The following is a 26,376-nucleotide window of genomic DNA, read 5'->3' as shown; positions in this document are numbered from 1 at the left end:
CCTTCAAAGTCTCGGTGTACTGATCGTCGGCCCATGCGAGTGCACGGACAGACTGCGTAAAAGGGGCGACCGCGGCGGCCTGTCGTCGCGGGTGCCAGACCGGCCTCGTCGCATTTAGCACTCTACCCCCGAGAGTGCCAGAATGGAAATGTGGCGGGGGCCCTGGCCACGGGGACGGCCCGCCACACCGTCGTGCCCACAGCAGGAGGATCCATGCGCGTGCCCGCCTTCTCGGCGCTGCTCACCGACGCGGGGCGGGAGGTCCTGGCGGGGGTGGACCCGGCGGCCGCCGCCCGGGACCCGCTGACGGCCGCCTCCCGGCTGCGCCAGGATCCGAAGGTGGCCGCACTCGACCCGGACCTGCCGGTGTCGGAGCTGGTCAACGCGGTCATGACCCAGGTTGGTCTGCGCGCTCGGGGCCGGGCCAAATTCGGGGAGAACGCCGGGCGAATGTTCTTCACCCCGAACGGCCTGGAGCAGTCCACCCGCCGGACCGTCGCCGAGTACCGGGCCGAGCGGACCGCCCGGAGCCTGCCCGACTCCGTGGGGGGCGGTGCGGCCTCGGGCGACCTGTGCTGCGGGATCGGCGCCGACCTGCTCGCCCTGGCCGGACGTGGCGTTCCGGTGGAGGGCGTGGACGCCGACCCGCTGACCGTGGCTGTGGCCCGCGCCAACATCGAGGCGCTGGGCCTGGCCGGACACGCCCGGGTCCGCGAGGGCGACGTGAACGGGGTCGCCCCCGGCGACTATCCGCTCCTGTTCTGCGACCCGGCCCGGCGCGGCGGGCGGGGCCGGGTCTTCGACCCCGCCGCCTACTCCCCGCCGTGGGACGTGGCCACCCGGCTGGCGGAGGGGGCGGAGGCGGCCTGCCTGAAGGCGGCTCCGGGCATCCCGCACGAGGCGCTGCCCGAGACGGCCTCGGCCGAGTGGATCTCGGTGGACGGGGAACTGAAGGAGACCGCGCTGTGGTTCGGGACCCTGGCCCGGGGACCCGGCCGCCGAGCGACGGTGCTGCACGAGCGCTCCGGCCTGTTGGCCCGCGAGGGCTCGGTCGCGCACCTGGACGCGGACCCGGACCTGGGGCCCGCGCCCGTCGCCGCGGCCCGGCGCTACCTGTACGACCCGGATCCGGCCGTGGTCCGCTCCCACCTGGTGGCGGAGGCCGCCGCGCGGGTGGACGGCGCCCTGCTGGACGAGCGCATCGCCTACTTCACCTCGGACCGGGCGGAGCCCTCACCTCTGTGGCGACTGCTGGAGGTCGTGGAGTTCGCGCCGTTCTCGCTGAAGCGGCTCCGCTCCTCCGTTCGGGCCCACCGTGCCGGAACGGTAACGATCAAGAAACGCGGTTCGGCGGTGGACACCGAGAAACTCCGCCGCGACCTGCGCGCCTCCGGTCCGGAATCGGTGACGATCGTTCTCACCCGAATCGGGGAAAGGCCCTTCTACCTGCTGTGCCGCGAGGTCACGGAGCCCTCGGGAAGCTGATCCGGCCCCGGGGAGCGGGGTTCGGCCCTCCCGAACGGCGTTCCGGACACGGCGCGCAGACCGTATCGTTATCTCCCACACCCATATCTTTCGCGAACCCCTGGGGTTACACGGGGTGATGTCGTTAAACTGGCGCCGCTGAATTCTTTCCCTTCTCATGGGTTCACCCGGAAGGCCGTGCTTGTTTGATCCGCCCCGCGGTTCGGCTCGCACTCGGCCCACGCCCCCCGTGTGTACGTACAGTCACACTTCAATCACAGTGGGGCACAACTGGCGCGGAACGACGCCCACCCGGGGACCATCGAGAACCCGTCCTCCCGGCACGGCCCCCGTGCGACGGGCCGGACGCGGACGGGAGCGCCAGAACCATAAGGAGCACCTCGGTGGAACAGACCAATCACAACTTCCTCAACGGGGGAGGTCAGGCCGGTGTCTCCGACCGGATGCGTGACCTGCTCTCCCAGGCCGCCCAGGAGCACGTCTCCGAGCAGAAGTCCCAGGGCGCCGTCAGCGAGGAGATGCGCCAGCGCCTCGAGGGGATGGAGTGGCTGCTTCGCGAACTGCGCGAACGGGAACTCACCTCCCTGGCCGAGTCGATCACCGCGGTCGACGGCCGGATCGACGACTTCCTCGCGCGCCCGCCGGAGTGGGCCGAAGCCCTCGCCGAACACATAGAGGTCGTCGGACAGCAGGTCAAGCCCCTGTCGGACATGCCGTCCCTGCGGGCGGACACCCACCGCGTCGCCGGGCACCTCGACACCGCCCTCACCCGTCTCCAGCGCATGTCCGAGACCGGCAACCGAACCGCCGAGCAGGTCGCGGAGGTCGGTGAGCGCGTCAACGCGCTGAGCGAGACCGTCGGAACCCGGCTGGACGCCCTGGACGCGGCCCTGGAGAGCCTCAACGGCCGGGCCGAACAGATCGAAGCCTCGTTGTCCGCCCTCGACACCACCCTGGGCGAACGCCACGAGGAGCTGACCACCACGGTCCGCACCTCCCTGTCCGAGGGCAAGGACGAACTGGCCGAGGCGATCGAGCAGAGCCGCGAGACCCTCGCCACTGCCGTCCGGGAGAGCCGGGAGGCCCTCGACACCGCCAGCACCGGCCTCGGTGAGAAGCTCACCTCCTCCCTCGACGAGCGCACGGCCGAACTGCGCGGGTTCTTCGAGGAGCGCACCGCCGAACAGCACGAGACGCTGCTCGGCAAGCTCCAGGAGAACACCGGCGAGCTGGGCGAGCGCACCACGGCCCTGGCCGAGGAACTGGGCGCCCTCGCCACCGCTTCCGGTGAGCGCCACGAAGCCCTCACCTCGGACCTGAAGGCCGTCACCACCACCGCGGAGGAGCGCCACGAGGTCCTCGCCTCGGACCTGAAGTCCCTCGCCGCCACCGCCGAGGAGCGCCACGAAGCCCTCGCCGACAAGGTCGCCGAGGGCTTCGGCCACCTGAACACCCAGGCCGAGGAGAACCACGCCGAGGCCACCGCGGCCGTCGCCGACGTCACCGGTTCGCTCGCCAAGCTGCGGGAGAACCACGACAGCTCCCTGAACGACCTGCGTTCGCACCTGCGCCAGCGCCTGTCCGAGCTCGACGAGCAGATCGAGCTGGGCCGCACCGAGACCCGTGAGCACGCCGAGGCCACCGCCGAGGGCCTGCGCGACTCGGTGGCCGAGCGCACCGAGGCCCTCTCCGCCCGGATCGCCGAGGACGCCGAGAAGGTCGCCGCGGACCTCGCCGAGCTGCGCACCTTCGTCACCGAGGACAACGCCAGGCTGGCCGCCGAGGCCGAGGAGCGGCACCAGACCCTGACCGAGGCCCTCACCGAGCAGGTGGAGACCCACCGGAGCGCGCTCGACGAGCGGCTGGAGCGGCACCGCGAAGGGCTCAACGGCAAGGTGGACAACCACCTGTCGCAGATCACCGGCAAGGTCGACCACGAGCTCGGCCGCCTCACCGACCGGTTCGACACCTTCGAGGGCCACTTCGAGGGAAGCTTCGAGAGCGTCGAGGGCAAGATCGACCGGGTGGACGGCCGCCTGGACGGCCTCAACGGCCGCCTGGACGGGATCGACGGCCGGGTCAACGGGGTCGAGGGGCAGTTCGAGGGCGTCAGCGGCCACTTCGAGGGGGTCGACGGCCGGATGGAGGCCATCGACGACCGCCTCGAGGCGCTCAACCAGCGCCTCAACCAGCTGCCGCAGACCCTGGAGGTCAGCGAGCTGCACCGCCGCCTCACCGAACTGGTGGACCGCCCGCTGCTGGACCACTCCGGCAAGCTCGACGAGATCGACTCGCACGTCACCTCCGCGGTGGAGCCGGTCATCCGCGAGCTGAAGCAGCGCCCGGACCGCCACGAGTTCGAGGAGACCGTCACCGAGGCGGTGGAGAACTCGCACGACGACATCACCAAGCGGTTCTCCTCCCTGGAGGAGACGGTGCTCGCCCTGGCCGAGGCGCTGCTGCGCCCGGGCCGGGAGGGCAAGAAGAAGCGCCGCCGCGACGACGATGACGACGACGAGTAAACACCCGCCGACCGTCCCGTCAGGTTGAGGAGGGGCCCGGAGCAGCGAACGCTCCGGGCCCCTCCCGCTGTCCGAACGCGGGTCAGGGGGTCAGGACGACCTTGCCGAACAGCTCTCCGTCGGCCATCGCGCGAAAGCCCTCCCGTGCGTCCCTCAACGGCAGGACCCGGTCGATCCGGGGGCGGATCCCGGTGCGCACGCACATCTCGGCCAGCGCCGCCAGCTCCTCCCTGGTGCCCATGGTGGAGCCCAGCACCCGGAGCTGGAGGAAGAACACCCGGGTGAGCTCGGCCGGAGGGGCGTCGCCGCTGGTCGCGCCGCAGGTGACGACGGCACCGCCCGGCTTGAGCGAGCGGATCGAGTGCTTCCAGGTGGCCTGTCCGACCGAGTCGAAGACCGCGTCCACCCGTTCGGGCAGCCGCTCACCGGAAGGGAGAGCCGCGTACGCGCCCAGCTCCAGGGCGCCGGCCCGCTTGGCCTCGCTGCGGCTGGTGACGTACACCCGGTGCCCCACCCGGGAGGCCAGGGTGATCAGCGCCGCCGAGACCCCTCCCCCGGCTCCCTGCACCAGGACGGTGGACCCCGGGCGCAGGTCGGCCTTGCCGAAGAGCATGCTGTAGGCGGTCAGCCAGGCCGTCGGCAGGCAGGCGGCCTCCTCGAAGGACAGCTCCGGGGGCTTGGGGAGGAGGTTCTCCCTGGGGACCAGCACCTTCTCGGCGAGGGTGCCGTCGTGGACCTCGGAGAGCAGGGAGAACCGCGGCGACCGGCCGGGGGCCGCGGGTTCGGTGATCACGCTGTGCACGATCACCTCGTTGCCGTCCTCGTCGATCCCGGCGGCGTCGCCGCCCAGGACCATCGGGAGCCGGTCCTCGCCCAGCGCGACCCCGCGCAGGCTCCACAGGTCGTGGTGGTTGAGCGAGGCGGCCCTGACCCGGACCGTGGTCCACCCCTCGCGGGGTTCGGGGTCGGGCCGCTCACCGGCCTCCAGCCCGGAGAGGGGGTCGTCGAAGGAGATGCGTGCTGCGGTGATGGCGAACATACCCGTACCCAACCACGGAGACCGAGCCGCGTTCCAGTCCCGGGTGCCCGAAACACACGGCCCCGCCGACCGGCCGGTCGGCGGGGCCCCGTGGGAGCTTCGGCCCTGCTACACGGCCAGCGGGGAACCCACCGGCAGGGAGGTGTCCGTGGCCAGGTCGAGCGAGGACGGCGGCAGGCCCGCCGCCACGACCTCGGCGCCCAGGGCCGCGATCATCGCACCGTTGTCCGTGCACAGGCGGGGGCGCGGGACGCGCAGTTCGATCCCGGCCTCGGTACAGCGCTGCTGGGCCAGGGCCCGCAGGGCCGAGTTGGCCGCCACGCCGCCGCTGATCACCAGGGTGCTCACCCCGTGCTCCACACAGGCGTCGACGGCCTTGCGGGTGAGCACGTCCACCACCGACTCCTGGAAGGCGGCGGCGATGTCGGCCACCACCAGGGGTTCGCCCCTGCGGTCGGTGTCCTCCACGTGGCGGGCCACGGCCGTCTTCAGCCCGGAGAAGGAGAAGTCGTAGGTGCCGTCGCCCCACTTGCCGCGCGGGAAGCGCATCGTCTTGGGGTCGCCGCGCTGCGCCGCCTGGTCGATGGGCGGACCGCCCGGGTAGGGCAGTTCCAGCAGCCGCGCCACCTTGTCGTAGGCCTCGCCGGCGGCGTCGTCGACGGTGTCGCCGAGCGAGACCACGTCGGTGGCCAGATCGTTGACCAGCAGCAGCGAGGTGTGGCCGCCGGAGACGAGCAGGGCGATCGCGGGTTTGGGCAGCGGTCCGTGCTCCAGCTGGTCGACGGCGACGTGCCCCACCAGGTGGTTGACCCCGTACAGCGGCTTGCCGAGGGCCATCGAGTAGGCCTTGGCCGCGGAGACCCCCACCAGGAGCGCACCGGCCAGGCCGGGCCCGGCCGTGACAGCGACCGCGTCGACGTCGGACAGCTCCGCTCCGGCGCTGTCCAGGGCACGGCGCACGGTCGGCGTCATGGCCTCCAGGTGCGCGCGGCTGGCCACCTCGGGCACGACCCCGCCGAAGCGGACGTGCTGTTCGACGCTGGAGGCCACCGAGTCACCGAGCAGCTCACAGCCCCGGACCAGCGCCACGCCGGTCTCGTCGCAGGACGTCTCGATCCCCAGGATCAACGGCTCACTCATCGGTCCCCTTCTCCGTGACGCGCCGCATGACGATCGCGTCCGCACCCTTGTAGTAGCCCCGGCGTACGCCGATCGCCTCGAAGCCGAAGCGTGTGTACAGGTCCTGGGCGCGCGGGTTGTCCGAGCGCACCTCCAGGAACATGTCGGTGACACCGCGCTCGCCGGCCGCGGCGAGGAGCCCGGTGAGCAGCGCCCGGCCGATCCCCCTCCCCCACACCGGCTCGGCGACGGCCATGGTCTGCACGTCGCCCTCGGGCGGGACGAACCGCAGCCCCGCGTAGCCGACGACGGCGGCGTCCCCGGGCTCCCCGGACTCGGCCACCAGGTAGTGACGGGTGGCGGTCTCGGCGAGCTCATCGCGGAGCATGCCCTCGCTCCAGGCGTCGAGCGGGAACAGGGCGCGTTCCAGGGCCATGACGGCCGGGACGTCGTCGGTGGTCATCGGACGCAGGTGCGTCCGCTCGGTCACTTCACCCACTGTCGGACCTTCTTCGGGGCGCCGGGCTCGACCGCGTCGGGGCGGCGCAGGTAGAGGGGGTTGGGTTCGGGCAGGCCCTGGCCGCGGTGCAGGCGGAGCAGGGCCAGTTCGGCCATGGCGGCGGCGTCCGGGAGCAGCGGCTCGTTCGCCTCGGCCCCCAGTGCCTCGGCGTACATCCGGGCGCCGTCGCCGACCAGCGGCAGGCCCTGGGTGTCGATCTCGGCGGGCCGGTCGACGCGGACCTCGCCCGTCCGGGTGAGGTGGTCCTCGTAGCGGGCCCAGAACACCTCCTTGCGGCGGGCGTCGGTCATGCCCAGGAAGGGTTCGGTGCGCTTGGTGGCGAAGGCCAGCGCGTCCAGGGTGGTGACCCCGTGGCAGGGGATGCCCAGGGCGTCGGCGAGGGCGTGGCCGGTGGCCAGGCCGACCCGCAGTCCGGTGTAGGGGCCGGGGCCGGTGCCGACCGCGATGTGGTCGAGGTCTGCCAGGGTCAGGCCCGACTCGGCGAGCAGGCCCTGGATGGTGGGTGTGAGGAGTTCGCCGTGGCGGCGCGCGTCCACCGAACCCGCGGCGGCGCGCAGTGTGAAGGCGCCGTCGGGACCGGTCTCGCCGATGGCTGCGGTGACCGCCGGGGTGGCGGTGTCGAAGGCCAGGAGCAGCACTGGTTTGTCCGCCTATCCGCGCCCGGCGACGGCGCCGGGCAGGTCGATGTCGGCCCACCGGGCGCCGACCGGGCGCAGGTGGACGGTACGGGTGTCGTCGGGGTGGCGTTCGATCCGGATCTCCAGCCGGTCGTCGGCCAGGCCCTCGGCCACGCCCTCACCCCATTCGACGACGGTGACCGACTCGGGGAGGGTCATGTCCAGGTCGATGTCGTCGATCTCCGCGGGTCCGCCGAGCCGGTAGGCGTCCACGTGCACGAGGGCGGGACCGCCGGTCAGGGAGGGGTGGATCCGGGAGATGATGAAGGTGGGCGAGGTGACCGAGCCGCGCACGCCCAGGCCCTGTCCGAGGCCCTGGGTGAAGGTGGTCTTGCCCGCGCCCAGGGGGCCGGAGAGGATGAGCAGGTCTCCGGGGCGGGCGAGGGCGGCGAGGTCACGGCCCAGAACGCGCATCTCCTCGTCCGTGGCGGCGGTGACCGCGTGGACGCGGGGCGCGCCTGTGGTGGTGGCTGTGGTGTCTGTCATGGCTCTCGCAGGCTCGTTCGGGTGAGTGGTCCGGGCGGCGGCCGAGCGCGCCGAAGTTACCTCTTCACCCAGGTTAGGCGGGGTGGAGGAGGTTCGTGACCGATATCGGGCAGAGCGTCAGGCCCCGCCGGTGTACTCGCGGGGAACCCGTACACCGACCCGGGTGACGATCTCGTACGGGATGGTGTCCAGGATTTCGGCCCACTCCTCGGCGGTGGGAACGGCCGGGCACTCGCTCGGATCGCCGAACAGTACCGCGTACTCGCCCGCCTCCACCGGGTCGTCTCCCACATCGACAACGAACTGATCCATGCAGACTGTTCCCGCGATGGTGCGGCGACGGCCGCCCAGCAGGACGGGACCCCTGTTCGTGGCGGCCCTGGGCACCCCGTCGGCGTAGCCCAGCGGCACCAGGGCCAGCGTGGTCTCACTCCGGGTGAAGTAGCGGTGGCCGTAGGAGACGCCGCTGCCCTCGGGCGCCCGTTTGGTCAGTGCGACCTTGGCTTCGAGGGTCATCGCGGGACGCAATCCGGGCACGTCATAATCGGGGATCGGGCACAGTCCGTAACTCGCAATACCGCCGCGGACCAGATCGAACCGGGCTTCGGGCAGGGTCAGCAGCGCGGCCGAGTTGGCGATGTGCCGGACCTCGGGGGTCAGCCCCGCCTTCTCCACGACCTCAAGCGCCTCGTGGAACACCTCCAGCTGCGCCCGGATCGAGGGGTGGCCGGGCTCGTCCGCGCAGGCGAAGTGCGACCACACCCCGCTGACCTTCAACAGGCCCTCCTCCTCCGCGCGGGCGGCGGCGCCGACCACCGACTCCCAGTCGGCCCGGTCGACCCCGCCGCGGTGCAGGCCGGTGTCGGCCTTGAGCTGGACCCGGGCGACCCGGCCCAGCCGACGCGCCTCGGCGACCACCTCGTCCAGGACGGCCCGGTGGCTGACCCCGAGGTCGATCCCGGCCTCGATCGCCTCGCCCACCGGCTCTCCTGGGGGGATGATCCAGGACAGCACGGGCACGGTGACGCCCGCCCTGCGCAGCTCCAGCCCCTCCTTGACGAACGCGGTCCCCAGCCATGTGGCACCGCCGGCGACGAGGGCGCGCGCGGCGGGCAGCATTCCGTGGCCGTAACCGTCGGCCTTGACCACTCCCATGAGCGGTGTTCCCCCGGCCCGCTCACGGAGCAGCCGGGCGTTGGAGGTGATCGCGTCGAGGTCGACGCGAGCATGCGCGAAAGGAGCCATGTCCACAGTGTTCCACGCGTGGATTACCGCTGCGGAGCTGCGGGTATGTGGGCTACGACCGAGTTCGAGCCCTATTTGGGGATATCGGTATGAACGAAAACGGAAGTGAACGAGCCGTCAACGTGACCCGGCTCTGGTCCGGCGGTCTGGCCACCGCGGTTGTCGCCGCACTGGTCATCTTCGCCGGAACCCTGGTGGTCAGGGGGATCTTCGGGATCCCGGTGCTGGCCCCGGAGGACGCCGGGTACCTGGGGGACGCCGGAACGGTCGGCTACGCGCTCCTGGCGGGCGTGGTCGCGCTCCTGGCGACCGCGCTGCTGCACCTGCTGCTGCTGTCCGCGCCCCGGGCGATCTCGTTCTTCGGCTGGATCGTCGGTCTGGCCACGGCCATCGCGGCCGTCACGCCCTTCACCCAGGGCGCCGAGATCTCCAGCCAGATCGCCACGGGTCTGATCAACCTGGTGTGCGGTGTCGCGATCGCCTCGCTGCTGCGCGGGGTCGGAAGGACCGCGATCATCAGCCGGGTTCCGGCCTCGTCCGGCCGCCGCCCGGGACCCGCGCTGCGACACGAGGGCGTCCTTCCCGACGTGAACCAGCGGGAGTACGACCCCGAGCGCTACCGCGCGCTGGAGGAGGACGCCGAGTACGACGCCGCCCGCTACCGCGCGGAGCGCCAGAGGGCGGAGGAGGAGCGTGCCCGCCACGGCATCCGTGACGACTGACCGCGGGACGACGTACGAACCGTACGCCAGGGGGCGGGGCCCGGAAGCGGGGCCCCGCCCCCTTCGTGTTCCCGGAGTGCCGTGCCGGGATTCGCCGTGCGCCGCCCCTTCCGAACCAACCCGCGCACCGCCGCATCGCATCGGCCGAGCCCCTTCGGCGGGAACCGGAACAGCAACAGTGTTTGACAAAACGGAGTCAGGAGATCATGGATCAGTTTAGGCCCGAGGAGCAGGTGGTACTCGATCTCCTCCGAGAGAACGCGGACGAAGCCGCCCCCAACGCCACCAGAGGTTTCCCCGGGGTCGCGGAAGGCATCAGGTCCCTGTGGGCGGACAACCGCCGCCACGGCCGTAATTGGTCTCCCGGTTTCACGGAAGCAGCTGCCGGACTCCTCCGGATGGAGGGAAACCGACTCGGCTTCAGGGTCTATTTTTTCAAATGCCGAAAATATTCCCTGCGCAGCTCGGGGGACGGTTTCCTGAAGGCATGCTACTACCGGAGCAAGATCCAGATCCTGATCGACGAATTCGTCCCCTTCGCCGACCTCATGCACCCGGACGACTCCGACGCACTGGACTATGTCGACTCCCTTTACACCCAGAAGGCCGATGAAATCCCGCCCGTCCCGCCCGAGGAAATTCCTGGGTGGGTCCCTGAGTCCCACTGGTGGTGGCGCGTGCCCACGCGCCTGGACATGAGCCAGCGAGAAATCGACGGAAAAATCGGCGGATACTTCTACGGTGACATCTTCCCGGAGGACTTCGACTCCCCGTGAACGCCCCAAATGAGAGGCGCCACGACTCCCGCCCCGATGGCTGGGAAACGCGGTGACCGGCGCCTCCGATGAAGAGGCCGAACCAACAGAAACCCCCCACCCCTGATGGGATCATTCCTATGAACACTCCGCCCCCCGCCGGACCATCACGACAGGAACGCAGGGAACAGGCTCGGGAACTCAAGGCCCGACAGCTGGAAACGGCGCTCCAGTGGGCCGGCATGAGCGGCGACGCCATCAACCGTTTGAGGGGCGGCAATGACCCCACCGGGCGTGCCTGGCAACGCCTGGCGCAGTCGGTGGTGGATAATGCCTACGAGCACATGGGCACCACTGGGAAATCATCTGACGAGGTGCGCCCCGTAATGGCCGAAGGGTTGCGCTTCGCCCTCGAAGGGGCCCCCGACCTCAAGGAGCGCGCTTACAGGTACGAGTACTTCAAGTCCTTCTACGACGCCGCGCTGGACGATGTCCTCGAAAACCACCCTGATTTGTCCAATGTGGAGCAACTCAAGAAGGCGAAATATCAGATTCTCCACTCGGACCTGGACGTCCAACAGGAGTTTGAGAAGGACAAAGAAATCCTCGGCGGCCTGCGGAGTGAAGAATCCACACACATCGACCTCACTGCGAGCGACACGGAAATCGTGGATCTCCTCCGAAGACAGGCCGCATTGATCGGAATGGGAAAAGAAACCTCCACGATCTACCACGCCCGCAAGCACTACATGGAACTTCCGGCCGAGGAGCGAGAAGGACTTCACCCTGTCGAAGCCTACCTCAACAGTCTGGAGAAGACCCTCAGGGAGGGTGCGGTCACCAGCTTCCAAAGATACCGCGAGGGCCGTGGCGCCGAGATAACGTTCGAAAGGGAGATTCCACAAGAGCAGGGCGGGGAGCCGGAGGACCGTTCGCCGCGAAGAAACGTACTCTTCGCCAAATTATTCTACCGCGAGCGCACAGGCGTCGTCGTACCGACGATGTTCAGAAAATCAGAATCGCCAGAGAGTCCTGAACCAGGCCAGACCTGAGGAACGGGCGGCACCCGAAGCTCCTCCTCTGCAACCACTACATCGAAGACTGGGACATCGAATGACGAACTCCGACAGCAACCGATCCCCGGTGGAGAACCGACTCCAGCGGGACCTGGCAGAGGTGAACGCCCTGGGCCGGGGCGGCGTACGGGTCGACCTGAAGGCCGGGTCCCGGGCCGTGGTGCAGACCCTGCGCGAGTCCGCCGACCGCATCGGCTTCGACTCACCCGTCAACGCCGCGACGCACGTCATGCGCCGTCTGGACGATCTGCCCTCCGCTGAGCGCGCGAACCCCATCCCCTCGTACCACGCCTCCGCTTCAGAGACCGTACGGAGCGGGCGGACAAGGTCCAAGGGGGTCGACGACGGGGTGCTGCGCCTGGTCTTCGAGCGGGCCGTCCCCGTGAACCCGTTGGCCGCGGTCACCCTGTCCACCCTGGTGGAGGTGCGGAGCGACGGCATGGCCTACCTGGCCGACCACGGTTGGCCCGCGCCCCCGGCGAAGCCCGTGCACACCTTCACCGGAACGCCCGAAGAGCTGCTGGACCGTGCCCGGGTCGACCTCGCCGACCCAGAAGTGCCCCTCGACCAGTCGCTGCTGCTGCTCTGGGGCGCCAGAATCGGCTCGGCCCGCCTCGTCGGCACACAGGAGCAGCGGCTGCTCGTCGCTGAGGGCGCGGGGGTCCGGGGCGGGGAGATCCGCAGGTTGCTGTCCCGGACCGAGCGGCTGGCCACCGGCCCCGCCGAGGAGTGGTACGCGGCCTGCCTGTACCGGTCGATGCTGGAGAACCTGTTCGAGGGCTTCCTCGGCGCGGTGACGTTCGCCCTGGTCGAACCGGAGGACGTCGACGACGTCGACGAGGAGCTGAAGGAGGGGCTGCCGCAGGCCGAGGGCGCCGTTCCCGATGCGGTGCCGTCCGGGGTGCCGGACGGGCACTGGTGGTGGCGGGTGCCGTTCGCCCGTTCCTGAGTCCGGAGGCGGGGCCCGTCCCGCCCCGCCTCCGGGAAGAGCCGCCTACCCGGGCTCCGGGGCTCCGCGTCGGTCCTCCACGTGGACGACGACGGGGTCGGTGCCGTCCCGGTGGCGCTGCGAACGCCCGGTCATCCCGATCGCGAAGTCACCGGCGGGACCGCCCGGGTGCACGGGGCCGTGCTCCCGCAGCAGCTCACTCGACTGCTCCGCTGGGTCCGCCCCTGGGTCGGTGAGTACGACGCAGGACCCGTGCTCGAACAGCACCCAGGACCTGCGGGGGCCGGAGAGGAGTCGGCGCCGGACCTCGACGAGGGTTGCGTTGTCCATCCGGACATCCTGCCGCGCGGTACCGACGGAACGGGTCCGCGCCGGGACCGTGTCCTGCGGGCCGGGGGTCAGCCGCCCATGACCAGGGTTTCGGCGTGCTCGGGGCTCAGGCAGTGCTCGATCACCATGACGGCGGCCCCGATCACGCCCGCGCTCTCGCCGGCCCTGGAGGAGACGATGCTCAGGTTCTCCGTGGCCAGCGGCAGCGACCGCTGGTAGATGATCTCCCGTACCCCGGCGAGCAGGTGGTCCCCGGCCAGGGCGAGCGCGCCGCCGATGACGATCACCGAGGGGTTGAACATGTTCACCGAGGCGGCCAGTACCTCGCCGATGTCCCGGCCGGCCTGGCGCAGGGCGCGCAGCGCGGGCACGGAGCCGTTGCGGGACAGCTCCACCACGTCGCGGGCCCCCGAGGCGGGGATCCCCTCGGCGGTGAGCGCCTCGGCGAGGGCGTGGCCGCTGGCCACGGCCTCCAGGCAGCCGGTGTTGCCGCAGCGGCAGGGACGGTCGTCGCCGCTGGGGACGTGGATGTGCCCCATGTCCCCGGCCGCCCCCTGGGCGCCGCGGTAGACGCGCCCCTCGCTGACGATCCCGCAGCCGATGCCGGTGGCGACCTTGACGAACAGCAGGTGGCTGGCGGTGGGCCAGGTGGCGTGGTGTTCGCCGATCGCCATGATGTTGACGTCGTTGTCCACCAGCACGGGCCGGGCGATCCGGCTGTTGACGTAGCCGGCGACGTCGAAGTGGTCCCAGCCGGGCATGATCGGCGGGTTGACCGCGCGCCCGGTGGAGTGCTGGACCGGGCCGGGCAGGCCAACCCCGAAGCCGAGGAGGTCGTCGGTACCGCGGCCCGCGGACTCCAGCAGGGTCCGGCCGTGGTCGACCACCCAGTCCAGGACGGGTTCGGGCCCCAGCGCGATGTCGATGTCGGCGCGGTCCTCGGCGAGCACCGTCCCCGACATGTCGGTGAGGGCCATCCGGGCGTGGGTGGCGCCGAGGTCGGCGGCGAGGACGACCCGGGCGTCGGGCCGGAAGGAGAAGGTCGTGGGCGGCCGCCCACCGGTCGAGACGGCCTCGCCCGCCGGACCGATCAGGCCGCTGGCCAGGAGCGCGTCCACGCGCTGGGTCACCGTGGAGCGGGCCAGTCCGGTGACGGAGGCCAGTTCGGAGCGGGTTCGTGGGCGGCCGTCGCGGAGCAGCCGGAGCAGGGTTCCGGCACCTGGCGCGGCAGTGGTGGCGCCCGGGTTCCGCAGGGGTGTCGCCCCCGGGGCTCCCGGGGCCGTCAGCGCGTCTTCCGTCATGGAACCAGTGAAGCACAGGATCTATTGATCGATCCCACTCCAGCTATTTTGTCCACATCCGGCAACTTATGCTTGACGCTCGACATAAGTCGGACGTAACGTCTCGGACATGTCAGTGAAGAAGGTCACAGGTCCGGATGAGGCCCCAGCCTCCGGACCGGCCACCCCCGGGGCCTACCGGGCCGCGGTGATCGGAACCGGTTTCATGGGTCGGGTCCACTCCCACGCCGTTCGCGCCAGCGGGGGCGAGGTCGTCGGAGTGGCCGGGTCCTCCCCCGAAAAAGCCGAGGTGTTCCGAGCCGCCAACGGCATCGCCCGAGCCCACGCAGACGCCCTCGAACTCGTCCGCGGTCCCGACGTGGACGTGGTGCACGTGTGCACCCCCAACCACCTGCACGCCCCCCTGAGTCTGGCCGCCCTCTCCGCCGGCAAGCACGTCGTCTGCGAGAAACCGCTGGCCACCGACGCCGGGACCGCGCGGGAGCTCACCCGAGCCGCGCGCGAGGTCGGCCGGGTCGCCGTGGTCCCCTTCGTCTACCGCTTCCACCCCATGGTCCGGGAGGCCCGGGCCAGGGTCGCCGCGGGCTCGATCGGCCGGGTCAGCCTCGCCCACGGCGGCTACCTCCAGGACTGGCTCCTCTACCCGGAGGAGGACAACTGGCGGGTCGATCCGACGGTCGGCGGCCCCACCCGCGCCTTCGGCGACATCGGCTCCCACTGGTGCGACATGCTCGAGTTCGTCACCGGCGACCGCATCACCGCCGTCAGCGCCCAGACCTCCCGCATCGCCGACACCCGCGGGGAGGACGGCGGACGCGCGGTCACCACCGAGGACCTGGTGACCTTCCAGTTCACCACCGCTGGCGGCACCGTCGGCAGCGCCGTGATCAGCCAGGTCTCCCCCGGACGCAAGAACCAGCTCGTGCTGGAGGTCTCCGGCACGGAGGGCTCCCTGCGCTTCGACCAGGAACAGCCCGAGACCCTGTGGGCGGGCGGGCGCGGCCGCACCGGGACCGTCTCCCGCGATGACCCCGCGCTCAGCCCCGACGCCGCACGGCTGTCCCGCCTGCCCGTCGGCCACCCCCAGGGCTACCAGGACTGCTTCAACTCCCTGGTCGCGGACACCGCGGCGGCCATCGCGGGCAGCGCGCCCGAGGGCCTCCCGGTCTTCGCCGACGGCCTGCGGACCGCCGTCCTCGCCGAGGCAGTCCTGGCCTCGGCCCGGGAACGCCGGTGGGTCGACGTCCCTGCGGCCGAGACCCCGGAGGTGGGCGGGGCATGAGCACCCACCCCCTGCTCAGGATGACCGGCGTCAGCAAGTCCTTCCTGGGTGTCCGAGTCCTGCACGGGGTCGACCTCGAACTCCGCGCCGGGGAGCTGCACGCCCTGGTCGGGGAGAACGGCGCGGGCAAGTCCACGCTGATGAAGGTGCTCGCCGGGGTACACCGCGCCGACGGCGGGCGGATCGAGCTCGCCGGCCGGGAGGTCTCCTTCGAACACCCCGTGCAGGCGCAGCGCGCCGGCGTGGCCACGGTGTTCCAGGAGTTCAACCTCCTCCCCGAACGCACCGTCGCGCAGAACGTGTTCCTCGGCCGGGAGCCCCGGCGCCGGGGACTCGTGGACGAGGGCGCCATGGAACGGGCCACCGCCCGGCTCCTGGACGACCTCGGGCTGGAGGGGATCGAACCGCGGTCGAGGGTCCGCTCGCTGTCCGTGGCCGAACAGCAGGTGGTGGAGATCGTCAAGGCGCTCTCCCACGACGCCCGCGTCATCTCCATGGACGAACCCACCGCCGCGCTGGCCGACCACGAGGTCGAGGTGCTCTACCGGATCATCGGGCGCCTGCGCGAACGCGGGGTGGGCGTCCTCTACGTCTCCCACCGCCTCAGGGAGATCTTCGACCTGGCGGACACCATCACCGTCCTCAAGGACGGCCACCTGGTGGACACCGGCCCGGCCGCCGGGACCGGACCGGCCGACCTGGTCCGCAAGATGGTGGGGCGCCCCGTCTCCGCCGTCTTCCCCGAACGCCTCGAACCCCGCGGCGAACACGTGGGCGAGGTCCGCCTCTCCGTCCGCGGCGGCGGCAACGCCCAACTGGACGGGATCGACCTGGAGGTGCGCGGCGGTGAGATCGTCGGCCTGGCCGGACTCCAGGGCAGCGGCCGGACCGAGATCGCACACGCGCTCTTCGGGATCGGCCGCTTCACCCGGGGCGAGGTCAGCGTGGACGGGCGGCGGGCCGACCCGCGTTCGCCCCGGCAGGCGGTCCGAGCGGGCCTGGCCCTGGTCACCGAGGACCGCAAGGCCCAGGGGCTGTCACTGAACCAGTCGATCCTGGCCAACAGCCGCCTCGTCCTGGACGCCGTCGGACCCTTCGGCTCCGGCCGGCGCGCCCGGCGGATCCCCGGCATCCTCTCCGCGCTGGAACTGGTCGCCCGGGGCGGCCACCACCAGGAGGTGCGCTACCTCTCCGGCGGCAACCAGCAGAAGGTCGTCCTGGCCAAGTGGCTGGCCACCGACCCCGGGGTGATGGTGCTCGACGAACCCACCCGCGGGATCGACGTCGGTGCGAAACAGGCCGTCTACACCCTGATCCGCGAACTCGCCGCGAGCGGGGTGGCGATCCTGCTGATCAGCTCCGAACTCCCCGAGCTGATCGGTATGGCGGACCGCCTGGTCGTGCTCGGGGACGGCCGGGTGGCGGGAGAGCTCCCCGGCGGTTCCAGCGAGGAGGCCGTGATGGCCCTGGCCACCGGCGCACCCCCCGACGGCGCGCACGAGAGCGCGCGCGGTGGCTCCACCGAGCCGCACCGGCACGAGGAGGCCGCCCCGTGACCCGAGTCCCCACCACCGCCCGGGACCTGGGCTCCCGGCTGGGCACCACCGGGCTGGTCTACCTCGCCCTGGCGGGCCTCCTGCTGGTCAGCGCGGTGTTCGTGGCCGCCCGGGGCGCCAGCCTCCTCACCGCGGCCAACACGGTGGACCTGTTCACCCGGAGCAGCCTGCTGGGCTTCCTCGCCATCGGGATGACCCTGGTCATCCTGTGCCGCTCCCTGGACCTGTCGGTCGGCTACGTCGCGGCCCTGTCCACGGTGGTCGCGGGGCTGACCATGGCCGGGGACCCCTCCCGGATCCTCCTCGGCGTCGGCGCCACCCTGGGCCTGGCCGCGCTGATCGGCCTGGCCAACGGGCTGGTCGTCACCAGGCTGCGGGTCAACCCCTTCATCGCCACCCTGGGGACCGGCCTGGTCATCAAGGGGTACCTGGACACGCAGTTCCAGGGGCCGACCGGGTCGATCCCGGCCGCGTTCCAGACGTTCGGGCTCTCCCGGATCGGGGTGTTCCCGGTGTCCACCGTGGTCATGCTGGTCCTGGCGGTGCTGGCCGTGCTGTACCTGCGGCGCACCCGGATGGGCTTCCACATGTACGCCGTGGGCGGTGACGCCGAGGTCGCCCGCCTGTCCGGGGTCCGGCCGGAGATGCCCGTGATCACCGCGCACGTGCTGTGCTCGGTGATGGCAGGGGTGGCCGGTCTGCTCCTGGCGTCCCGTTTCGGCACCGGCAACACGCTGGTCTACAACAACGGCTACGAGCTGGAGGCCATCGCGGCGGTGGTGCTCGGCGGCACCTACCTGCTCGGCGGCCGCGGCGGCGTTGCCGGGACGGTCGCCGGGGTGTTCATCCTCGCGACGCTGGACACGGTGTTCAACACCCTGGGCATCGACCCGTTCGTCAAGGACGTGCTGCGCGGCACGATCGTGATCGCCGCCGTGGCCCTCTACGCCCGGAGCCAGCTCTCCCGGACAGCCGTCCGGGTCCGTTTCCCCTCGGGCGGGCCGCCGCCCCCGGCCGCCGGCCCGCCGGATCCACCGCCCTCGCCGGAACCGCTGGCCCAGGGAGGAAAGAGATGACACCCCCAGCCCCCACGCCCTCCCGTCCCCCGGAGCGCGTACCGGCCGCCGGCGCGGCCCCCCGTCGGCCCGGTTCCGTGCTCTCCCTGCTGCGGAGCGGGACCGGAACGGTGACGGTGCTGCTGGTGCTGATCTTCGCGGTCATCGCCACCCAGAACCCGTCGTTCTTCGAGGGGCCGCCGCTGATGGCGTTCGCGAAGAAGGTGGCCCCGCTGGTCATCCTCGCGATCGGCCAGTACCTGGTGATCGTCTCCGGGGAGTTCGACCTCTCGGTCGGCTCCCTGGTGGGCGCCCAGGTCGTGATCGCCGCCCGCCTCATCGACGGCGAGGAGTCGATGACGTTCCCGGTGATCGGGGTGATGCTGCTCTTCGGTCTGCTGGTCGGCCTGGTCAACGGCCTGGTCACCACGTTGTTGAGGGTCCCGTCGATCATCACCACCCTCGGCACGATGCTGATCCTCTTCGGCGCCGTGCGGCACTGGACCGGAGGTGCGCCCACCGGAGCCCTGTCGGAGGGCTTCCGCGTGTTCGGCCGACACGGCATCGAGGGCGTCCCGGTGCTCGGCCAGATCCCCTGGGCGCTGGTCATCGCAGCGGTCATCACCGCCGGAGCGGTGCTGCTGATGCGTTCGCCCTACGGGCGCACGCTCATGGCGACCGGTGACAACGACACCGCCGCCGCCTTCTCCGGGGTCCGGGTGTGGCGGGTGCGCACCCTGGCCTTCGTCGGCTCCTCCCTGGCGGCCACCGTCGCGGCCATCCTCATCGGCGGCTTCGCGGGGGTCACCGCCCAGGTCGGTGAGGGCCTGGAGTTCACCGCCATCACGGCCGTCGTCCTCGGCGGCGTGGTGTTGGGCGGAGGCCGCGGAACCGTGGTGGCCGCCGTGCTCGGCGCCCTCACCGTCGAGGCGCTCTTCACCCTGTTCAACCAGCTGTACCTGCCGTCGACCATCCAGCCGACGGCGCAGGGGCTCATCATCATCGCGGCCGTGGCCTACGCCTCGCGCCGCGGCGACCTACGACTGCCGGAGCGCCTGAGACGGCGACCGGACCGCCCGACCGAGCAACCGCTCGACTCTCCCAGGAGGTAACCCCCCATGCGCGTGCCACGCGTACTCCTGGCTGGCGCCGCCAGCCTCACCCTGGTACTCACGGCCTGTACGACCGACGATCCCGAGGGCGCCCCCGGCGCCGCGGACGGCGGACAGGAGGGCTCCCTGACGCCGGACGCCGAGTGGTTCGACCAGGCCGAGTTCGACACCCAGCTCGCCCAGCGCGACATCACCCCGGAGGGCCCCGATGACGAGCCCTGGATGCAGGCGATCGAGCCCGAGTGGATCGACACCTCCGCGTTCGCGATCGACGACCCCGGGGACGCCACCGTCTGCTTCTCCAACGCCTCGGTGTCCAACCCGTGGCGGGTGACCGGCTTCATCACCATGGAGCAGCAGGTGGAGGAGCTCGTCGAGGAGGGCCGGATCGGCGACTTCCGCTCCTCGGACGCGGCCGACGACGACAACCAGCAGATCTCCGACATCCAGGCGTTCGTGGACGCCGGGGACTGCGACGCGATCATCATCTCGCCGTCCACCACCGCGACCCTGACCCCCGCGGTCGAGACCGCCTGTGAGAGCGGCGTCCCGGTCATCGTCTTCGACCGCGGCGTGAACTCCGACTGCATGGTCACGTTCATCCACCCGATCGGCGGCTACGCCTACGGCGCCGACGCCGCCGACTTCCTGGTCGAGAACCTGGACCCGGGTTCGACGGTGCTGGCGCTGCGCATCCTGCCCGGCGTGGACGTGCTCGAACACCGTTGGGCCGCCGCCCAGCAGGTCTTCGGCGAGAGCGAGCTGGAGGTCCTCGGCTTCGAGTTCACCGAGGGCGACGGGGCCCAGATCAAGGACCTGGTCTCCCAGCACCTCCAGCGCGGCGACGTGGACGGCATCTGGATGGACGCGGGCGACGGCGCGGTCGCGGGCCTGGAGGCCTTCGAGGACGCCGGCCGGCCCTACCCGGTGATCTCCGGCGAGGACGAGCTGAGCTTCATGCGCAAGTGGGACGAGGAGGACCTGACGGCGATCGCCCCGGTGTACTCCAACTTCCAGTGGCGGACCCCGGTCATCGCGGCGGGCATGATCCTGGCGGGCGAGGAGGTCCCGGCCGAGTGGGTGCTGCCGCAGGAACCGATCCGCGAGGACGAGCTCGACGACTACCTGGAGCGCAACTCCGCCATGCCCTCCCTGCACTACGCCAAGTTCGGCGGCGAGGACCTGCCGGGCTTCCCCGAGGCCTGGGTGGACCGGTAGATGCGCGCGCTGGGGGTCAACACCTGGGTGTGGACGTCACCGCTCACCGACCAGGCGCTGGAGCGGATCGCGCCCCGTGTCGCGGGGTGGGGGTTCGACGTGCTCGAACTACCGGTGGAGAACACCGGTGACTGGGCCCCCCGGCGCGCCCGGACGCTGTTGGACGGTCTGGGCCTGGACGCCAGCGTCGTGCTGGTGATGGGGCCGGGGCGGGAGCTGGTCGCGACCGACCCGGCCACCCGGACGGCGACCCAGGACTACCTGAGGCGGGTCGTGGACGCCGCGGCGACGGTCGGTTCCACCGTCGTGGCGGGCCCGGCCTACGCCTCGGTCGGACGCACCTGGCGGATGTCCCCGTCCGAGCGGGCGGGGCTGCGCGCGGAACTCACCGAGGCGCTCGCCCCCGTGGTCGAGCACGCCGCGGCCGCGGGGGTCCGGGTGGCCGTGGAGCCGCTGAACCGGTACGAGACCAGCGTGCTCAACACGGTCGACCAGGCCCTGGAGGCGCTGGCGGACCTGCCCGCCCGGCACTGCGGGCTGGCGCTGGACCTCTACCACATGAACATCGAGGAGCGTGACGTGGCGGCCGCGATCGAGCGGGCCGGAGAAAGGATCCACCACGTCCAGGTCTGCGCGAACGACCGGGGCGCACCCGGGGCCGACCACCTGGACTGGTCACGGATCGTGACCGCACTGGACCGGACCGGTTACTCGGGCCCCCTGGTCATCGAGTCGTTCACGGCCGACAATGCCAGCATCGCCACGGCCGCGTCCGTGTGGCGGCCCCTGGCCGCATCCCAGGACGCGATCGCGGTCGACGGCCTGGCCCACCTGCGTTCCCTGCCCCCGACGGAAGGAGCCGCCGTGCACTGATCACACCGATGAGGCGGCCACTCCCCGCTTCCCGAACGCGATAGCAGGAACTCTCCGACGGTTCGCGCCCGCTGCACGACCGCCCCCGGTCGTCCACGCGAACGCGTTCTGCCGTCCCTGCCGTCGGCGTCGGCACGCCGCACGGACTCATCGACCCCCCACCCCCCGGTGAGGTTTCCCGTGATCACAAGACCCCTCCGAGCGCTGGGCGCCGTCACGGCGAGCATCGCGTTGGCCCTCGGGCTGACGTCGGTCCCGGCACAGGGGGACGATGACGGGCAGGACCCGTTCACCGCCCTGATCTTCTCCAGGACCACCGGCTTCCGACACGACTCCATCCCCTACGGCGTGGCCCTCTACGAGGCCCTCGCCGAGGAGCACGGCTTCGAGACCGAGCACACCGAGGACGCCGAGGTCTTCAACCCGCAGGACCTGGCCCGCTTCGACGTCGGTGGGGGCGGGCTGATCGCCGGGGTCGCCGCCGAGCTGGACTGGGCCCGGGACCGGCTCACCGGCCTCGGACTGACCGCGCTGTGACCCCGCACCCCCGCACCCCCGCACCCCCGCACCCCCGCACCCCCGCACCCCCGCACCGAACACCATGGAGGCAACCCGATGACCAGACCGGTCACCCTCTTCACCGGCCAGTGGGCCGACCTTCCCTTCGAGGAGGTGTGCGCGCTCGCCTCGTCCTGGGGCTACGACGGCCTGGAGATCGCCTGCTGGGGCGACCACCTCGACGTCACCCGCGCCGCGGTGGACGACGGGTACGTCCAGGGGCGCCTGGACGTACTCAAGCGCCACGGCCTGGGCGTGTGGGCGATCTCGAACCACCTCCTGGGCCAGGCGGTGTGCGACGACCCCATCGACCAACGGCACCGGGACATCCTGCCCTCCCGGGTGTGGGGCGACGGCGACCCGGAGGGGGTCCGCCGACGTGCCGCCGAGGAGATGAAGCTGACCGCCCGGGCCGCCGCGAGGATGGGCGTGTCCACGGTCGTGGGCTTCACCGGGTCGGCGATCTGGAAGTACGTGGCGATGTTCCCGCCGGTCGGCGACGACGTCATCCGGGCCGGGTACCGGGACTTCGCCGACCGCTGGAACCCGGTCCTGGACGTGTTCGACGAGGTGGGTGTGCGCTTCGCCCACGAGGTGCACCCCTCCGAGATCGCCTACGACTACTGGTCGACCCAGGCGGCGCTGGAGGCGGTGGGGCACCGGGAGGCCTTCGGGCTGAACTGGGACCCCAGCCACATGGTGTGGCAGGACATCGACCCGGTCGGTTTCCTGTGGGACTTCCGCGACCGCATCTACCACGTGGACTGCAAGGACGCCCGCAAGCGGGTGGGCAACGGACGCAACGGGCGGCTCGGCTCGCACCTGCCCTGGGGCGACCCGCGCCGCGGGTGGGACTTCGTGTCCACCGGCCGCGGCGACGTGCCCTGGGAGGCGTGCTTCCGCGTGCTGAACTCGATCGGCTACCAGGGGCCGATCTCGATCGAGTGGGAGGACGCCGGCATGGACCGCCTGACCGGGGCGGCCGAGGCGGTGCGGTTCGTGCGGGCCAACGCCTTCGACCCGCCCGAGGCGTCCTTCGACTCCGCCTTCGGTTCGGACTGACCACCGGCCCCGGGGCCTGCGGCCCTTCCGTGGTCCGCGGCGCTCCGGGTCCCGGTGCGGGCCGGGCCCGTGCGGCCGGGTTCACATCATGGGGGCGATGACCACGCGGTAGTGGCCGCCGTCGGCGGTGTCCACGTCGTGGCGGAAGTCGTTGACCCGGTTGACCGAGCGCTGGACCGCCTCGCTGTGGAACGCGCTGGTGTCGACGGTGGGCAGGTGTTCGCGAAGGGCCAGTACCGCCTCGTCCACGGACATGGCGGTGCTCCGGTGCTCCGGCGTGATGCGCCGACCGCCGTCGGTGAGCTGACTGATCGCGATCCGGAACATAGGGGTCTCCATGCCATGGGGGGTGGTCACCGGTATTCTCCCCCATCACCGCAGGGCTGTGAAGCCCGCGGGCCGGACACCGGAGGCGGTCGGCGGAGGCGGTCCCGGCCTCCACCGCTCCCCTCCCGGGCCCCGTCCCGGGACCCGGGCCCCGTCTCAGACCTCCAGGACCCCCTCGATGCCCTTGAGCCGGTGACGGGCCAGGGCGAGGTTGCCCCGGGCCCGGTCCAGGGCGAGGTAGAGGAAGAGCCCCTGCCCCTTCTTGCTGGTGAGCGGGCGGATGATGTGGTACTGGCCGGACAGGGTGATGAGGATGTCCTCCACCGCGTCGTTGAGGCCGAGTTGGTCCATGGTCCGCATCTTGGCGCGGACCACCTCGGTGTTCCCGGCCGCGGCGACGGTGAGGTCGAGGGCGTTGGTCGAAGAGAGCGTTCCCAGGGCCATTCCGCTGCTGTAGTCGACCACGGCGGCGCCGATGGCGCCGTCGATCTCCATCATGTCCTTGAGCCCGGTTTCGATGTTCGGCATGTCCTTCTCTTTCCTTTGGTTGAGCCGACGCAGCACTCCCCGGTCGGCGATCCAGCGACGCAGTCCCGGAGCACGCCGGTGCGGGGTGGGGCCGCCGGTCACGCGACCACCGTCCCCGCCCCGGCCCGACCCAGGGACAGGGTGCGCAGAGCGGCCAGGACGCGTTCCAGCACCGGGCGGTCCACGGGGACCAGGGCCCGGGGCCGGGGCTGGGGACCCCTGCCCCGGCGGGGCGGGCCTCCCCGGTCCCGTTGCGGGACCTCGACGTCGTCGGCGAGGGAGCGCAGTCGGCGCAGAGCGAAGCCGAGGTTGCCCCGGTCCCGTTCCAGCCGCACCTGGACGCAGAACTCGGACCCGCGCAGAACGGCGAACAGCAGGTGGTGGTCGCCTTCGGTGACGACCACGTCCTCGACCGACTGGGCTGCGCAGAGCGGACCGCTGTGGATGGCCTGGAGGATCGCCGCCGTACCCGTCACCCCGTCCGCCCCGCCGGTACCGACCCGGGTCAGGGCACGGCCGCTGCGCCAGTCGATGAGGCAGACACTGCTCACCCCTGGCGTGTGGAGCATCTCCCGCATCTGCTGGTCGATGGCGAGCACGGCGTTCCTCTACGAGATCGGGGACGGCGGAGCCGATCCGCGGACGGATCGGAAAACGTCCTTGGGGACAGCATGAGAATAGAACCCCGGAGTCCCCTCCGCAGGCTTTTCTGTCATTTATCGCGTCTTAGCTGGTTGGCAGGTTATTGAGGAGGAAAAGGCAAGAGAGGAGTTTTCTACGGAATGTACGGTTAACGCGCCTGGAGCACTGGAAAGGGGAGGAGATCGCCCCGTGACGGCGCCTGGGTGCTCCGACGGCTTCCGGGACCTTCGGCCCGCGCGCCCCCGCCGGAGGGACGGGCGGGGGCGCGGTCGCTCGGAGCACTGTCGCTCAGAGCCAGGAGACCAGGGAGTCCTCCAGGCCGTAGCGGGCGGCGACGACCCTCAGCCGTCCGTCCGCGACGAACCCGCCCAGCTCCTCGTCCTCCCTCAGGAGCCGGGCGATGTGTTCGGCGTTGGCCCGCACGCAGTCGTCGATGAAGTCCTCGCCGTCGTCGGGCGTGGACTCCACGACCTCCAGGATCTCAGCGACCAGGCCGCCGACGCGCCCGGGCGGGAGTTCGCCGGTGCGGTGGGCCTCCACGGCGGCACTGACCGCACCGCAGCTCTGGTGGCCCATGACCACGAGCAGCGGGGTGTGCAGGTGTTCGGCCGCGTAGGCGAGGCTGCCCAGGACGGAGCCGTCCAGGACCTGGCCGGCCGAACGGACGGTGAAGAGGTCCCCCAGTCCGCGGTCGAAGACCAGCTCCGGGGGAACCCGGGAGTCCGCGCAACCCAGGACGGTCGCGAAGGGGGCCTGTCCCCCGACGAGCTGGGCCCGGCGCGCCCTGCCCTCGTGGGGGTGCCGGGAGTGGTGCCGGGCCCAGCGCCTGTTGCCCTGTCTGAGGAGTCGCAGCGCCCTGTCGGCGTCGACGGCGGCTGTCTCGGTCGGATCCGTGTCCGCCCAGGCCGCGGACGGAAGGGTGGTGGCGACGGCGGTGCCGACGCCGCTGAGGACCGAGGCTTTCAAGGCACCGCGGCGGGTGATGGCCATGAGATCTCTTTTCCGTTTCGCACGCAAAAGGCCTTTTGTCGTAAAGCGGAAAAAAGCTACCTCCGGCCCGCTAAGGCCCACAAGAGGGATTTACGTGTTCCTAACGCCCCGATTTCCAGCGGCCCGGGACGGCGCCACCGCCGGTGCGGTCGGCGCGCCCGCGACGGGCCGCGTCCCATGCCGCTCCGGCACGCGCCCTCCCTCGGGCACCGCCCGGAGCCCGGCGCAGCGCCGGGAGGACACGACGGGTACCGCGGCCTCACGCACGTCCACGCCCGTCACAAGGTAGATTCGACAACCGTGTCCCGATCTTCCCCATCCGAACCAGCCGCTCCTCGGCAGACCGGCAGGCGCCGCTCCGGCCGACCGGGGCACGACGCCGACTCCGTGCTGCGCGTGGCCGCACGCGTGTTCAACGAACGCGGGTACGACGGCACGAGCATGGAGGACCTGGCCCGCGCCCTGGGCGTGACCAAGTCCGCGATCTACCACCACGTCACCGGCAAGACCGAGCTGCTGCGCCAGTCCCTCGACCTGGCCATGGACGCCCTGTTCGAGGTCACCCGCGAGGAGGGGGCGACGACCGGCCCCGCCATCGCCCGGCTCGAACACGTGATGCGCGGCAGCGTCCGGGTCCTGGTGGAGGAACTCCCCCACGTCACCCTGTTGCTCCGGGTCCGCGGCAACACCCAGGTGGAGAAGCACGCCCTGGAACGCCGCCGCAGGTTCGACCACCTCATCGCCGACCTGGTCCGCGAGGGTGTCGTCGACGGCGACATCCGCAGCGACGTCGACCCCGCGGTCGCCTCCCGTCTGCTCTTCGGGATGGTCAACTCGATCGTCGAGTGGTACAAGCCGGACCGGGGCATGGCCTGCGAGGAGATCGCCGACTCCCTGTGCCGGATCGCCTTCGAGGGGCTGCGCACCCACCGCGGCTGACCCCCGTG

27 protein-coding genes are annotated in these 26,376 nt (G+C 71.4%); 15 read left to right on the top strand and 12 right to left on the bottom strand.

The features are described from left to right. The first annotated feature begins 213 nt into the window (after window positions 1-213). On the top strand, window positions 214-1,485 hold the full coding sequence (locus tag AC0VYD_RS03760) for a THUMP-like domain-containing protein (RefSeq protein ID WP_475478607.1): 1,272 nt from the start codon (window positions 214-216) through the stop codon (window positions 1,483-1,485). A gap of 383 nt (window positions 1,486-1,868) precedes the next feature. Further along, a complete protein-coding gene (locus AC0VYD_RS03755) occupies window positions 1,869-4,007 on the top strand; it encodes a coiled-coil domain-containing protein (protein WP_475478606.1) in 2,139 nt (712 codons plus the stop codon). A gap of 82 nt (window positions 4,008-4,089) precedes the next feature. Here the strand turns inward: AC0VYD_RS03755 and AC0VYD_RS03750 are convergent, their stop codons facing one another. The 6 genes from AC0VYD_RS03750 to alr all read right to left on the bottom strand — a co-directional run bounded on the left by AC0VYD_RS03750 (window position 4,090) and on the right by alr (window position 9,093). Beyond that, window positions 4,090-5,046, bottom strand: coding sequence for a zinc-binding dehydrogenase (locus AC0VYD_RS03750; protein WP_475478605.1), 957 nt, complete (start codon window positions 5,044-5,046; stop codon window positions 4,090-4,092). A gap of 108 nt (window positions 5,047-5,154) precedes the next feature. Next, complete coding sequence (gene tsaD / locus AC0VYD_RS03745) at window positions 5,155-6,186, bottom strand: tRNA (adenosine(37)-N6)-threonylcarbamoyltransferase complex transferase subunit TsaD (protein ID WP_475478604.1); 1,032 nt, start codon at window positions 6,184-6,186, stop codon at window positions 5,155-5,157. After that, the gene (gene rimI / locus AC0VYD_RS03740) at window positions 6,179-6,664 is read right to left on the bottom strand and encodes a ribosomal protein S18-alanine N-acetyltransferase (RefSeq protein WP_475478603.1); all 486 of its coding nucleotides are present in this window, start codon (window positions 6,662-6,664) and stop codon (window positions 6,179-6,181) included. Before rimI ends, tsaD begins: the two co-directional genes overlap by 8 nt. Further along, window positions 6,652-7,323 (bottom strand): tRNA (adenosine(37)-N6)-threonylcarbamoyltransferase complex dimerization subunit type 1 TsaB, encoded by a 672-nt coding sequence (tsaB, locus tag AC0VYD_RS03735; RefSeq protein ID WP_475478602.1) that lies wholly within the window; start codon window positions 7,321-7,323, stop codon window positions 6,652-6,654. The genes rimI and tsaB overlap by 13 nt, the downstream gene beginning before the upstream one ends. Window positions 7,324-7,335: 12 nt before the next feature. Next, a complete protein-coding gene (gene tsaE / locus AC0VYD_RS03730) occupies window positions 7,336-7,848 on the bottom strand; it encodes a tRNA (adenosine(37)-N6)-threonylcarbamoyltransferase complex ATPase subunit type 1 TsaE (RefSeq protein ID WP_475478601.1) in 513 nt (170 codons plus the stop codon). 117 nt (window positions 7,849-7,965) lie between these two features. Next, on the bottom strand, window positions 7,966-9,093 hold the full coding sequence (gene alr, locus AC0VYD_RS03725; RefSeq protein ID WP_475478600.1) for an alanine racemase: 1,128 nt from the start codon (window positions 9,091-9,093) through the stop codon (window positions 7,966-7,968). 89 nt (window positions 9,094-9,182) lie between these two features. Here alr and AC0VYD_RS03720 point away from each other — a divergent pair, with 89 nt between their 5' ends. The 4 genes from AC0VYD_RS03720 to AC0VYD_RS03705 all read left to right on the top strand — a co-directional run bounded on the left by AC0VYD_RS03720 (window position 9,183) and on the right by AC0VYD_RS03705 (window position 12,595). Next, window positions 9,183-9,815: a DUF6069 family protein gene (locus tag AC0VYD_RS03720; protein WP_191268684.1), complete on the top strand. Its 633-nt coding sequence runs from the start codon at window positions 9,183-9,185 to the stop codon at window positions 9,813-9,815. A 206-nt stretch (window positions 9,816-10,021) separates the two neighbouring features. Then, window positions 10,022-10,591 (top strand): hypothetical protein, encoded by a 570-nt coding sequence (locus AC0VYD_RS03715; protein WP_475478599.1) that lies wholly within the window; start codon window positions 10,022-10,024, stop codon window positions 10,589-10,591. 119 nt (window positions 10,592-10,710) lie between these two features. Further along, window positions 10,711-11,622, top strand: coding sequence for a hypothetical protein (locus tag AC0VYD_RS03710; protein WP_475478598.1), 912 nt, complete (start codon window positions 10,711-10,713; stop codon window positions 11,620-11,622). Between the two features lie 61 nt (window positions 11,623-11,683). Further along, window positions 11,684-12,595, top strand: coding sequence for a hypothetical protein (locus AC0VYD_RS03705; protein ID WP_475478597.1), 912 nt, complete (start codon window positions 11,684-11,686; stop codon window positions 12,593-12,595). Between the two features lie 45 nt (window positions 12,596-12,640). Here the strand turns inward: AC0VYD_RS03705 and AC0VYD_RS03700 are convergent, their stop codons facing one another. Together AC0VYD_RS03700 and AC0VYD_RS03695 are read right to left on the bottom strand one after the other, a co-directional pair. Continuing rightward, complete coding sequence (locus tag AC0VYD_RS03700; protein WP_475478596.1) at window positions 12,641-12,925, bottom strand: hypothetical protein; 285 nt, start codon at window positions 12,923-12,925, stop codon at window positions 12,641-12,643. 68 nt (window positions 12,926-12,993) lie between these two features. Then, a complete protein-coding gene (locus AC0VYD_RS03695) occupies window positions 12,994-14,226 on the bottom strand; it encodes an ROK family protein (protein WP_475478595.1) in 1,233 nt (410 codons plus the stop codon). A 115-nt stretch (window positions 14,227-14,341) separates the two neighbouring features. Here AC0VYD_RS03695 and AC0VYD_RS03690 point away from each other — a divergent pair, with 115 nt between their 5' ends. The 8 genes from AC0VYD_RS03690 to AC0VYD_RS03655 all read left to right on the top strand — a co-directional run bounded on the left by AC0VYD_RS03690 (window position 14,342) and on the right by AC0VYD_RS03655 (window position 22,942). Then, entirely contained in the window at window positions 14,342-15,508 is a 1,167-nt protein-coding gene (locus AC0VYD_RS03690; RefSeq protein WP_475480170.1) for a Gfo/Idh/MocA family protein, read from the top strand. After that, on the top strand, window positions 15,505-17,064 hold the full coding sequence (locus tag AC0VYD_RS03685; protein WP_475478594.1) for a sugar ABC transporter ATP-binding protein: 1,560 nt from the start codon (window positions 15,505-15,507) through the stop codon (window positions 17,062-17,064). The genes AC0VYD_RS03690 and AC0VYD_RS03685 overlap by 4 nt, the downstream gene beginning before the upstream one ends. Further along, on the top strand, window positions 17,061-18,140 hold the full coding sequence (locus tag AC0VYD_RS03680; protein ID WP_475478593.1) for an ABC transporter permease: 1,080 nt from the start codon (window positions 17,061-17,063) through the stop codon (window positions 18,138-18,140). The genes AC0VYD_RS03685 and AC0VYD_RS03680 overlap by 4 nt, the downstream gene beginning before the upstream one ends. Then, a complete protein-coding gene (locus AC0VYD_RS03675) occupies window positions 18,137-19,231 on the top strand; it encodes an ABC transporter permease (RefSeq protein WP_475478592.1) in 1,095 nt (364 codons plus the stop codon). Before AC0VYD_RS03680 ends, AC0VYD_RS03675 begins: the two co-directional genes overlap by 4 nt. A 6-nt stretch (window positions 19,232-19,237) precedes the next feature. Beyond that, window positions 19,238-20,449, top strand: coding sequence for a substrate-binding domain-containing protein (locus tag AC0VYD_RS03670; RefSeq protein ID WP_475478591.1), 1,212 nt, complete (start codon window positions 19,238-19,240; stop codon window positions 20,447-20,449). Next, the gene (locus tag AC0VYD_RS03665; RefSeq protein ID WP_475478590.1) at window positions 20,450-21,322 is read left to right on the top strand and encodes a sugar phosphate isomerase/epimerase family protein; all 873 of its coding nucleotides are present in this window, start codon (window positions 20,450-20,452) and stop codon (window positions 21,320-21,322) included. Between the two features lie 180 nt (window positions 21,323-21,502). Then, a complete protein-coding gene (locus AC0VYD_RS03660) occupies window positions 21,503-21,859 on the top strand; it encodes a ThuA domain-containing protein (RefSeq protein ID WP_475478589.1) in 357 nt (118 codons plus the stop codon). Between the two features lie 78 nt (window positions 21,860-21,937). Then, the gene (locus tag AC0VYD_RS03655; protein WP_475478588.1) at window positions 21,938-22,942 is read left to right on the top strand and encodes a sugar phosphate isomerase/epimerase family protein; all 1,005 of its coding nucleotides are present in this window, start codon (window positions 21,938-21,940) and stop codon (window positions 22,940-22,942) included. 81 nt (window positions 22,943-23,023) lie between these two features. On the opposite strand, the gene AC0VYD_RS03650 is transcribed toward AC0VYD_RS03655, so the two are convergent. The 4 genes from AC0VYD_RS03650 to AC0VYD_RS03635 form a co-directional block, all read right to left on the bottom strand. Beyond that, on the bottom strand, window positions 23,024-23,269 hold the full coding sequence (locus tag AC0VYD_RS03650) for a hypothetical protein (protein WP_473041055.1): 246 nt from the start codon (window positions 23,267-23,269) through the stop codon (window positions 23,024-23,026). A gap of 156 nt (window positions 23,270-23,425) precedes the next feature. Beyond that, the gene (locus AC0VYD_RS03645; RefSeq protein ID WP_191268698.1) at window positions 23,426-23,797 is read right to left on the bottom strand and encodes a hypothetical protein; all 372 of its coding nucleotides are present in this window, start codon (window positions 23,795-23,797) and stop codon (window positions 23,426-23,428) included. Window positions 23,798-23,895: 98 nt separating this feature from the next. Next, complete coding sequence (locus AC0VYD_RS03640; RefSeq protein WP_475478587.1) at window positions 23,896-24,396, bottom strand: hypothetical protein; 501 nt, start codon at window positions 24,394-24,396, stop codon at window positions 23,896-23,898. A gap of 331 nt (window positions 24,397-24,727) precedes the next feature. Further along, entirely contained in the window at window positions 24,728-25,429 is a 702-nt protein-coding gene (locus AC0VYD_RS03635) for a carbonic anhydrase (RefSeq protein ID WP_475478586.1), read from the bottom strand. A gap of 300 nt (window positions 25,430-25,729) precedes the next feature. Here AC0VYD_RS03635 and AC0VYD_RS03630 point away from each other — a divergent pair, with 300 nt between their 5' ends. Further along, entirely contained in the window at window positions 25,730-26,368 is a 639-nt protein-coding gene (locus AC0VYD_RS03630; protein WP_473036708.1) for a TetR-type transcription factor C-terminal domain-containing protein, read from the top strand. Window positions 26,369-26,376 lie beyond the last annotated feature (8 nt).

It is taken from the genome of Nocardiopsis sp. iso_40 (assembly GCF_056173285.1).
The sequence above is the reverse complement of the archived record's forward strand: the minus strand, read 5'-3'. Positions and strand labels throughout refer to the sequence as shown.